Annotated in this window: 10 protein-coding genes and 1 pseudogene; 1 reads left to right on the plus strand and 10 read right to left on the minus strand. The window is 72.8% G+C overall.

All coding sequences use genetic code 11. The features are described 5' to 3' along the window. Together C5508_RS17930 and C5508_RS17935 are read right to left on the minus strand one after the other, a co-directional pair. Positions 1-196, minus strand: a pseudogene (locus C5508_RS17930) (mannitol dehydrogenase family protein); the annotation flags it as partial. 38 nt (positions 197-234) lie between these two features. After that, on the minus strand, positions 235-939 hold the full coding sequence (locus tag C5508_RS17935) for a TetR/AcrR family transcriptional regulator (protein ID WP_232797266.1): 705 nt from the start codon (positions 937-939) through the stop codon (positions 235-237). A gap of 149 nt (positions 940-1088) precedes the next feature. Here C5508_RS17935 and C5508_RS17940 point away from each other — a divergent pair, with 149 nt between their 5' ends. Continuing rightward, positions 1089-2942: a sugar phosphate isomerase/epimerase and 4-hydroxyphenylpyruvate domain-containing protein gene (locus tag C5508_RS17940; RefSeq protein WP_104526290.1), complete on the plus strand. Its 1854-nt coding sequence runs from the start codon at positions 1089-1091 to the stop codon at positions 2940-2942. A 10-nt stretch (positions 2943-2952) separates the two neighbouring features. Here the strand turns inward: C5508_RS17940 and C5508_RS17945 are convergent, their stop codons facing one another. The 8 genes from C5508_RS17945 to C5508_RS17980 form a co-directional block, all read right to left on the minus strand. Continuing rightward, complete coding sequence (locus C5508_RS17945; RefSeq protein WP_104526291.1) at positions 2953-3741, minus strand: hypothetical protein; 789 nt, start codon at positions 3739-3741, stop codon at positions 2953-2955. After that, positions 3738-4811, minus strand: a complete 1074-nt coding sequence (locus C5508_RS17950) for a Gfo/Idh/MocA family protein (protein WP_104526292.1) — start codon at positions 4809-4811, stop codon at positions 3738-3740. Before C5508_RS17950 ends, C5508_RS17945 begins: the two co-directional genes overlap by 4 nt. Positions 4812-4814: 3 nt before the next feature. Further along, complete coding sequence (gene aroQ, locus C5508_RS17955; RefSeq protein ID WP_104526293.1) at positions 4815-5273, minus strand: type II 3-dehydroquinate dehydratase; 459 nt, start codon at positions 5271-5273, stop codon at positions 4815-4817. A 30-nt stretch (positions 5274-5303) separates the two neighbouring features. Further along, entirely contained in the window at positions 5304-6116 is an 813-nt protein-coding gene (locus C5508_RS17960; protein ID WP_198598166.1) for an N-acyl homoserine lactonase family protein, read from the minus strand. Continuing rightward, positions 6113-6949 carry a shikimate dehydrogenase family protein gene (locus C5508_RS17965; RefSeq protein ID WP_104526294.1) on the minus strand — a complete coding sequence of 279 codons (837 nt, stop codon included), beginning with the start codon at positions 6947-6949 and terminating at the stop codon, positions 6113-6115. Before C5508_RS17965 ends, C5508_RS17960 begins: the two co-directional genes overlap by 4 nt. A 97-nt stretch (positions 6950-7046) precedes the next feature. Beyond that, a complete protein-coding gene (locus C5508_RS17970) occupies positions 7047-8084 on the minus strand; it encodes a DctP family TRAP transporter solute-binding subunit (protein WP_104526295.1) in 1038 nt (345 codons plus the stop codon). A 155-nt stretch (positions 8085-8239) separates the two neighbouring features. Next, the gene (locus C5508_RS17975) at positions 8240-9514 is read right to left on the minus strand and encodes a TRAP transporter large permease (RefSeq protein ID WP_104526296.1); all 1275 of its coding nucleotides are present in this window, start codon (positions 9512-9514) and stop codon (positions 8240-8242) included. Beyond that, a complete protein-coding gene (locus C5508_RS17980) occupies positions 9511-10011 on the minus strand; it encodes a TRAP transporter small permease (protein WP_104526297.1) in 501 nt (166 codons plus the stop codon). Before C5508_RS17980 ends, C5508_RS17975 begins: the two co-directional genes overlap by 4 nt. Positions 10012-10044 lie beyond the last annotated feature (33 nt).

Consider the following 10044-nt stretch of genomic DNA (forward strand, 5'->3'; position numbering starts at 1 on the left):
CCACCCCGCAGATGCCCCAGTCCAGCGCCTGCCCCCGCTCCATGAGCCGGTCCAGGTACATCGCCTGGTGCGACCGGTGGAACCCACCGACCCCGAGGTGCACGATGCCGGCGCGGACGCGGCCGCGGTCGTAGGTGGGCGTCGAGATCGACGCGCTCAGCGAGGACAGGGTGCGATCGTTCAGGGCGAGGGCCACGGTCCCAGCATTCCCCCGGTTCGGCCGGCGTAACGGGATCACGGCTGGACGGTCGCGGCACCGCTTCCCGGGCCGGGCGCCTGGAGGAAGGCCGCGACCAGGTCGCCGAGCATCTGCCGCTGGTGGTCCCGACGTGCCGGGTCCAGCATGTCGCGGCCCAGGACGGCGCCGAACGTGTGCCGGTTCGCGGTCCGGAAGACGCAGTAGGCGCTGATGACCTGGTGGACGTCGAGGGCGTCGACGTCGTCCCGGAAGACCCCGGACTCCCGTCCACGCCGCAGGATCGTCCCGAGCGCGGCCAGGGTCGGCTCGGTCAGACCCCGGAGGACGGTCGACCTGCCGAGGTGCTCGGCCCGGTGGATGTTCTCGATGCTGACGAGCCGGATGAAGTCCGGATGGGCCTCGTGGTGGTCGAAGGTGAGCGCGGCCAGCTCGCGGATCGCCGTGACGGGGTCGAGGTGCTCGACGTCGACCTGCTGCTCCAGCGCCCGGATCCCGGCGTAGGCGTGCTCCAGGACGGCGACGTAGAGCTGCTCCTTGCCGCCGAAGTAGTAGTAGATCATCCGTTTGGTGGTGCGGGTCCGAGCCGCGATCTCGTTGATCCGCCCGCCGGCGTAGCCCCGGTCGGCGAACTCGCGGGTGGCCACGGCCAGGATCTCCGCCCGGGTCCGGCCCGCGTCGCGGATGCGCTCGGTACCGGCCGGGGGCTCCGTCGGCCCCACGTCCGGACGGTGCGTGGTCACGGTCGGCCTCCCCGAGTCGGTGCCGCGAGATTAGGGGCCGCGCGAGGTGAGCGGCCTCCCCACCCCGTCCGGCGCGGGGACTGGCGCGTCCGGTGGCTGGTGTGGTCCCCTCGAACAACTCACCAACTGGTACATACGGAGGCCCGCCGATGACCGCCGTCCGCAGGAGCGTGGCGACCGTCTGCCTGTCCGGAACCCTCGAGGACAAGCTGGCCGCGGCCGCCGCGGCGGGTTTCGACGGGATCGAGGTCTTCGAGCCCGACCTCATCGCCTCGTCGTGGTCCCCGCGGGAGATCGCCCGCCGGTGCGCCGACCTCGGCCTCACCATCGACCTGTACCAGCCCTTCCGGGACCTCGACTCCACCGATCCCGACCGCTTCGCCCGGAACCTGCGCCGCGCCGACCGCAAGTTCGACGTCATGGAGCAGCTGGGCGTCGACACGATCCTGGTCTGCTCCTCGGTCTCCGACGACGCCGTCGAGGACCCCGACCGGCTGGCCGAGCAGCTGGCCACGGCGGCGTCCAGGGCCGGCGAGCGCGGGCTGCGCCTGGCGTACGAAGCGCTGGCCTGGGGCCGGCACGTGTCCACCTGGGAGGCCTCCTGGGAGCCCGTGCGCCGCGCCGACTCCCCCGCCCTGGGCCTGTGCCTCGACAGCTTCCACGTGCTGTCACGCGGTGGGGACCCGACGGGCTTCGCGCAGGTTCCGGCGGACAAGCTGTTCTTCCTGCAGCTGGCCGACGCCCCGCGGCTGCAGATGGACGTCCTCCAGTGGAGCCGGCACCACCGGCTGTTCCCGGGGCAGGGCGCCTTCGACCTCCCGGAGTTCCTGCGCTGCCTGCTCGCCGCGGGCTACACCGGCCCGCTCTCGCTCGAGGTGTTCAACGACGTCTTCCGGCAGTCCGACCCCTGGCGGACGGCCGTCGACGCCATGCGGTCCCTCGTCTGGCTCGAGGAGGCGCTCGGCGCGGTCTGGCCGGAGTCCGGCCTGACCGTTCCGCCGCCGGCACCCGAGCTCACCGGCCACTCCTTCGTCGAGCTGGGCGTCGACGGGGTCTCCGGCCCGCAGGTGGGCTCGGCGCTGGCCGCGCTGGGGTTCGCGCACACCGGGCAGCACCGGTCCAAGCCGGTCCAGCTGTGGGAGCAGGGCACGGCGCGGGTCCTGCTCAACGCCTCGGTGACCCGCCCCGCGGCAGCGGGGGTCGCCGCGGTGTCCGCACTCGGTCTGGAGAGCGAGGACCCCGGCCGGTCCGCCGCCCGCGCGCAGGCGGTGCGGGCGCCGATCCTGCCGCGGACGCGCGGTGCCGACGAGGCGGACCTCTCCGCGGTGGAGGCGCCGGACGGCACGCAGATCTTCTTCACCCGCACCGGTCCCGGGGGCTGGCCGGCCGACTTCCTGTCCACCGGCACCACCGCGCCGGGCACCGGCGTGCTGGCCATCGACCACATCGGGCTGACCCAGCCGTTCGACGCCTTCGACGAGGCCGGCCTGTTCTACCGGGCCGTCCTGGGTCTCGAACCGCACGCCGTCGCCGAGGTGGCGGCGCCCTACGGGCTGATCCGCACCCGCTCGGTCACCGACACCTCCCGCCGGGTCCGGCTGGCCCTGAGCGTCTCGGCGCTGCGCCGGGGCGGCTGGACGCCGGGGGTCCCGGACCCGCAGTACGTCGCCCTCGCGACCGACGACATCGTTGGCACGGTGGCCCGGATGCGCGAGGCCGGCGCGCCGCTGCTGCCCCTGCCGGCCAACTACGCCGACGACCTCGACGCCCGCTTCGACCTCCCGCCGGACCTCCTCGCCGCCATCCGGGAGCACGGGCTCATGTACGAGGAGGACGGCCAGGGCGGCTACCTGCACGCGGCCACCGCGGTGCTGGGCGACCGGGTGTTCTTCGAGGTCGTCCAGCGGCTGCGCGGCTACGACGGCTACGGGAGCACCGATCTCCCCGTCCGCATGGCGGCGCACCGCCGGGCCCGCAGCACGGCCGCCGCAGCGCCGCGCTGACCGGAGCCGGTCAGCCGGAGGTGCGCTCGCGGGCCGCCCGCGCGCGAGGGTGCTCGAGCATGCGGTCGACCAGCAGCCGCAGCCGCGTCAGGCGCGCACGCCGGTCGGAGTCCAGCAGCCCCAACCCGCCGTCGCCACCGATGACCACGGGCACCTGCGGAGGCACGACGGCCAGCTGACCGGCAGCCGCCTCCCCGGCACCCTCGAGCGCGCGCGCGTCGACCCGCACGTAGCCGAGGTGCTCCCACAGGTCGGTCACCGCGGCGGAGACGGTCTCCGCGTCCACGCCCAGGACCGGCACGTCGAGCACCACCCCTCCCCCGCTGGGCGCCACCACGGCGACGGCGTCCGCCAGCAGGTCGGGCCGGTCGGCGGGCACCGAGGACAGCAGCGGCCGGATCCGGAACGGCCGGGCCTGCTCGGCGAGCTCGGCGAAGCTCTCGGTCCGCTGCGCCAGGTCTGCCACCCCGTCGGCGAAGCGCGCCGTGAGGAACTGGGCGCCCAGTCGTGCCCCGAAGTCCAGCACCCGGCCGTGTCCGCGGTGCACGTCGTCGCGGCCGAGCGAGCCGCTCAGCTCGACCCGGCCGACGTCGAGCACCGTCGCCCGGGCCTCCAGCAGCCGGTCGATGGTGGCCGCGAGCAGTTGCGTCCCCGACCCGCCGGACCACCAGGCCTCGGTCTCGGGAACCGCCCCCACGTGCAGGCCCATCGAGTCCCAGCCGCAGGCGACGAGCTCGTCGATCATCTCCAGGGGTGTGAGGGGGTGCACCAGCGACTGGTGCACGGCGAGTCGGTTCACGAGGAGGTCTCCTGTTCGAGGTCGGGCGGGATGTCGACCGGCGAGCCGGTGCGGGCGGATTCGCGGACGGCGTCGACCACGCGGAGGCTGCGCAGTCCGGCCCGTCCGCTGCACAGCGGCGCCGCGCGGCCACGGATGACCTGCGCGAAGTGGCTGACCTGGTTGGCCAGCGGGTCGGGGCGCTCCACGTCCACCACCGACGCGACGAAGGGCGCCCACCAGGAGGGCTCGCCCTCGAACGTGGTCAACCGCATGGTCGGCACGGAGAGGGAGCCGGCCGTACCGGCGAGGTGGTAGCAGTCCTCGTCGGGATGCGTGGGGTAGCTCGGGTCCTCGCCCGCCGTCTGCTCCCAGGAGCGGACCGAGGCAGCCGCGTCCGAGAGCAGCAGCGTGCCCAGTGCCCCGCCGGCGAAGGTCAGCACCGCCGCCGCGGTGTCCTCCACGGGGAAGCCGCGGGCGGCGTTCGAGGTGGTGGCCTGCACCCGCACGACCTCCCCGGCGAGGGACTGCAGGTTGTTCACGTCGTGCACCAGGTTGAGCAGCACCGGGCCCCCGCCGGGACGACGGCGCCAGCCGTCCCCGGCATCGAAGTAGTCGGCGGGCTTGCGGAAGAGGGTCGTGCCGGCCACGGCCACGAGCCGGCCGAGGAGGCCGTCGGCGACCACCCTGCGCGCCGCGGCCATGATCCCGCTGTAGGTGCGGTGATGGCCGGTGAGCAGCGGGACCCCGGCCTCGTCCGCGGCGGCCACCAGGCGCTCCGCCCCCTCGACGGTGTCGGCGAGCGGCTTCTCCACCAGCACCGGCACTCCCGCGGCGAGGCACTCCAGCCCGCCCACGACGTGCGCCTGGTTGGGGGTGGCGAGGACGACGCCGTCCGGCCGTCCCCGGTCGAACAGCTCGGCGAGCGTCTCGTACCGAGGAACCCCGTACCGGTCGGCCACCCGCTGCGCCGCGGGGACCGGGTCGACGATGCCGGCCAGCCGGGTGTCGGACCCGGCGGCGATCCGCTCGACGTGCCGTGCGCCGATGAGGCCGACCCCGGCGACCGCGAGCCGGACTGGCTGGGCCACCCCTCAGCCCGCGTCGCGGGAGAGCTGGGACAGCGCCCGGATCGCCAGCGGATACCCCTGCACCCCGAGTCCGACCACGACCCCGACGGCGACCGGCGAGATGTAGGAGTGGTGCCGGAACGGCTCACGCCGGTGGACGTTGGAGATGTGCAGCTCGATCACCGGGAGCTCGATGCCCTCGATCGCGTCGTGCAGGGCCACCGAGGTGTGCGTGTAGGCGCCGGCATTGACCACCGCCCCGATGCACCGGCCGGCCTTCGCCTCCCACCCGAACTCGTGGATCCAGTCGACGAGCTCGCCCTCGTGGTTGGACTGCCGGAACTCCACGGTCAGGCCGAGCTCCGCCGCCTCGGCGCGGCACAGGGCCTCCACGTCCGACAGGGTCGTGCGCCCGTACACCTCCGGCTTGCGGGTGCCCAGCAGGTTCAGGTTCGGGCCGTTGAGCACGAGGACGGTCGTCATGGGAGTTCCTCCGGGGTTCGGCAGGCGGGGTCAGGCGATCCGGACCGCGGAGCCCGTGCGGTCGGCGCCGTCGGCGGGGAACCGCTCGAGGACGCCGGGGTCGTGGCCGGGGACGATGAGACCGGCGTCGTCCGCCAGCTCGGTGATCCGGTCGAAGGCGCCGTACACCGCGGGCATCGTGTGCAGGATCGGCGCGGGGCGGTCCGACGTCAGGTTCTCGTAGAAGTGGGCGGCGTCCGACGCCAGGACGACGTGCCCGGCCCCGGTGGCGAGCCGGACCAGCTGCATCCCGGCGGTGTGCCCACCCACGAGGTGGACGCTCAGCCCGGGCAGCAGCTCCGCGTCGCCGCTGACCGCCCGGCGCCGGCCCGATCCGGCCAGGTGCTCGAGGTCCTCCGGCGCGCAGAGCCAGCGCTCACGGGTGAGCCGCTGCGCCCACGGCCCGGTCCAGTAGTCCCACTCGGCCTCCTGCACGACGTAGGTGGCGTTCGGAAGATCGGCGACGACCCCCGTGTGGTCGTAGTGCAGGTGCGTGAGCACCGACCAGCCGATGTCCTCGGCCCGCACACCGAACCGTCCCAGGAGGTCGACCGGCGAGCCGAGGTACTGGAGGCCGGGGACCGCCGCGGCCCGCGAGGGCCCGATACCGGCGTCGACGAGCACGACGTCGGTGTCGGAGACGGCCAGCCAGACGTAGTAGGCGGTCGGGTGCGGCTCCGCTGACCGCTCGTCGTGCCCCAGGAAGTGCTGCCCGCGTCGCCCCCGGCGCATGCCGTAGGCGAGAGCCCACACCCGCCACCTCCCCGGGGCCTGCGGGCGCAGCGAGGCCAGCCGGTCGGTCACTCGTCCTCCGCGAGGGAGACGGCCCGGAGCTCGTCGGGGGTGGCGCTGCCGAAGCCGAAGAACTCCAGGTAGGCCGGGATCTGCTCGTAGAGCATGTCCTTGCCGATCTGCACCGGGCAGCCGAGAGCCCGGGCCGCCTGCAGGAACGGGGTGAACTCCTGGCGCATCACGACCTCGCCGACGAAGGTCGTCGGCGCCAGGCGCGTCACGTCGACCGGCAGCGGGTCGTCGTCCTTCATGCCGAGCGGCGAGGCGTTGACCACGAGGTCGTAGCCGTCGGGGTCGGCGGAACCGGTGCCGACCTGCAGGTCCGGATAGTGCTCGAGCAGCCGTCCGGCGAGCGCATCGGAGGCCGACCGGTCGGGGTCGAACAGGCCCAGCCCACCGACGCCGGCCTCGGCCAAGGAGGCGGCGATCGGCGACCCCACTCCCCCGTTGCCGACGACGAGGGCGCGGGTGCCGCGGGGGTCGAAGCCCTTCCGGAGCAGCCCGCGGACGAAACCGGTGCCGTCGAACTGGTCGGCGAGCAGCGTCCCGTCGTCGCGCCGCACCACCGCGTTCGCGGCACCGGCCACGCGGGCGGTGGGCGACAGGGCGTCCACCAGCTCGGTGGTGGTGACCTTGTGCGGCATCGTCACCAGCGCGCCGCGGATGTTGGTCAGCGAGAAGAGGGCTCGGAAGAAGTCGGGGTAGTCGCCCGCGCGGACCCCCATCGGCACCACGACGGCATCGATGCCCTGCTTCTGGAACCACGGGTTGTAGACCAACGGCGCCTTGAAGGCGTGGGTGGGGTATCCCAGGTGGGCGAGCAGGGTCGTCGTCCCGCTGATCATGTGTCGTTCCCGTTCTGGCCGCCGCGGTGCGCGGCGGCCGGAGAGGTGGCCCCGGGACGACGCGCACTGCCCGTCCCGGGGCCGGAGTTCTCTTCGGTCACTCGGCCGCGTTGCGGATGGCCTCGTAGACCTCCAGCTGCTCACCGGAGTAGTTCTCGGTGAAGTACTCCTCGGCCTGGGACTGGAAGGCGTCGACGTCGACGTCGTCGACCACCTCCATGCCGCCGGACGCCCACTCGTCGAGCTGCTGCTGCTCGAGCTCCTCGACGCACTGGGGCACCTGCTCCACCGCGGACTCGACGGCCGCCGACAGCGCCTCCTGCTGCTCCTCCGAGAGGTCGTTCCACACCGGCCCGACGACCACCAGGTTGGAGTTCTGCTGGTGCCCGGAGAGACTGATGACCTTCTGCACCTCGTCGAGGTTCTGCGACGCGATGTTGGTGATCGGGTTCTCCTGGCCGTCCACGATGCCCTGCTGCAGCGCCAGGTAGAGCTCCTCGAAAGCGACCTCGGTCGGGGTGGCCCCGAGCGCCTCGGCGTTCATCAGGTACTGCGGCGAGTTCGGGAAGCGCATCCGCAGGCCCTCGAGGTCACCCGGCTCGCGGATGGGCTCGTTGGCCGTGAAGTGCCGGGCGCCGGCGGACCACGCGCCGAGGATCTCCACACCGGTGGCGTCGGCGAAGCTCTGCCGCACGTCGGCGGAGGCGTCGCCGGCGAAGAACTCCGACAGGTGCTGGGCGTCGTCGAACGCGTAGGCGGCGTCCACGACACCGATGGGCTCGTGGACGGCGCCGAGGGCCGAGGCGCCCTGGATGTCGATGTCGTGGTCGCCGGCGACCACGGCCTGGACGCGGTCGGCGTCCCCGCCGAGCTGGCTGGCGCCGAAGATCTCCACCGTCAGGCCGACGTCGGCCGCGGCGACCTCGTCGGCGATGACCTGGGCCCCGCAGCGGTGCTGAGGCTGGTCGTCGGTGTAGCTGTGCGCGAGGTCGAGCGTGATCTCCTCGTTGGCCGAACCGCCACCACCACCACCGCTGCCGCCGTCGTCGCTGCCGCCGCAGGCAGCGGCGAGGAGCAGGGGCAGGGCCATGCTGGAGGCGAGGGCGATGCGCCGGCGCCGAGAACGAGTCTTCATGAGGTCCCTCCGTTGGGTTCGAGATGTCAGGTCGTCGGACGTCAGACGCCGGAGTGGGGCACCCGGCAGCTGGGGTGGTGCGGTAGGGGTCCGCGTGCTCGCGGCAGGAAGGCCGGAACCGGGTCGGGGCGGGTCCGGCCCGCTGCGCCGGCGCCTCACAGGCCGAGCTTCTGCGGCAGCCAGGTGACGGCGTCGGGGAACGCGATGATCAGCCCGCAGATGACCAGCAGCGGGACGATGAACGGCAACGCACCCAGGAAGACCGTCGAGGGCTTCGCCCTGGTGATCGCGCTCAGCACGAAGAGCACCGTGCCGACCGGCGGCGTGAGCAGCCCGATCATCGTCGAGAGGATCATCAGGACACCCAGCGCGATCGGGTCCACCCCGAACTGGTTGCTGATCGGCAGGATGATGGGGACGGTGAGCACGAGGATCGCCGTCGGGTCGATCGCGGTGCCCAGCAGCAGCATGACGAGCGCGACGAGGAGCAGGAACACCGTCGGGTCGTCGGTCAGCGCGAAGAGCGCCTCGGAGATCATCTGGGGCACCCGCTCGCGAGCCATGATGTGGCCCAGCAGCGAGGCGGACGAGACGATCAGCATGATCGCCGCTGAGGTCGCGACCGTCTCCGCCAGCACCGCCGGCAGGTCGCGGATCCTGAGGCTGCGGTAGAGGAAGCAGAGCAGGAGCATGTAGGCCACGCCCACGGCCGCGGCCTCGGTCGGCGTGAAGGCGCCCGAGAGGATGCCGCCGAGGATGATCACCGGCGCGCCGAGCGGCCCGATGACCCTGCGCCCGGTCTCCCGCACCCGCTGCCAGGAGAACTCCGTCGTCTGGATGTCGGGGTACCGGCGGACGAGGAGGAAGACGACGACACAGAGACCGAACGCCATCAGCAGCGCCGGGACGACGGAGGCGGCGAAGAGCGCGCCGGTCGAGACGGCCGCCAGGCCGGCGAAGATGACCGCCGGGATGCTGGGCGGCATCACGGGGGCGATGAGCGAGGCGGCGCCGGTCACGCCGAGGGCGAACTTCGTCGGGTAGCCGTTGCGCTGCATCGCCGGGATCTGGATCTTGCCGAGCGCGGCGGCGTCGGCCACCGCTGATCCGCTCATCCAGGAGAACCCGACGCTCACGCCGATGCTGACGTAGCCCAGGCTGCCGCGCACCCGGCCGACGCAGGCGAGGGCGAAGTCGAAGAGCCGGTCGGCGATGCCACCGCGGTTGGCGACGACGCCGAGCAGGATGAACAGGGGGACCGCCAGCAGCGGGAAGCTGGAGACCGCGGCCGTGAGCAGGCGCAGGCTCGCACCGACCGACTGCCCGGACAGCCACATGTAGGCCAGTGACGGGCCGAGGAAGGCGAAGGCGACGGGGACGCGCAGCAGGAGCAGCAGCGCGATGGCCAGGAACAGCCAGAGGACGCTCATTCGGCACCGACCACGGTGGGAGCGGGAGATGCCGGGACCCCGCGCACCGCGAACCGCACGGCCGCGACGGCAGCCCGGATCGCGGTGCTGACGAAGCCCAGCAGCGGCAACGCGTAGAACCACGACATCGGCAGGCGCAGCGACGGCGAGCGCAGCCGCCCCGTGGACAGCATGAGGTCGTAGGCCTCGACCGCGAACGCGGCCCCGACCAGCGCCACGACCAGGCAGGCGAACACGCGGACGAACCGGGCGACCAGCGGGCTGTCGACGAGGTCGATCACCTCGAGGCTGATGTGGCCCTCCATCGTCACCAGCACCCCGGCCATCACGAAGGTGAGCCAGACGAGGCAGAACCGCGCCAGCTCGCCGGTCCAGGTGAACCCGTCGAAGGGCAGGTAGCGCTGAGCGGCCTGCAGCAGGACGCACAGGAACATGACGACGGTGGCCGTCGCCGCCAGCCCGATCTCGATCGCGGTGATCATGTCTATTATAAACATATAACGCTGACGAAGCAGCGGATAATGTACTTA

The sequence above is a fragment of the Blastococcus atacamensis genome, assembly GCF_002938425.1.
GTDB classification, from domain to species: Bacteria; Actinomycetota; Actinomycetes; order Mycobacteriales; family Geodermatophilaceae; genus Blastococcus; species Blastococcus atacamensis.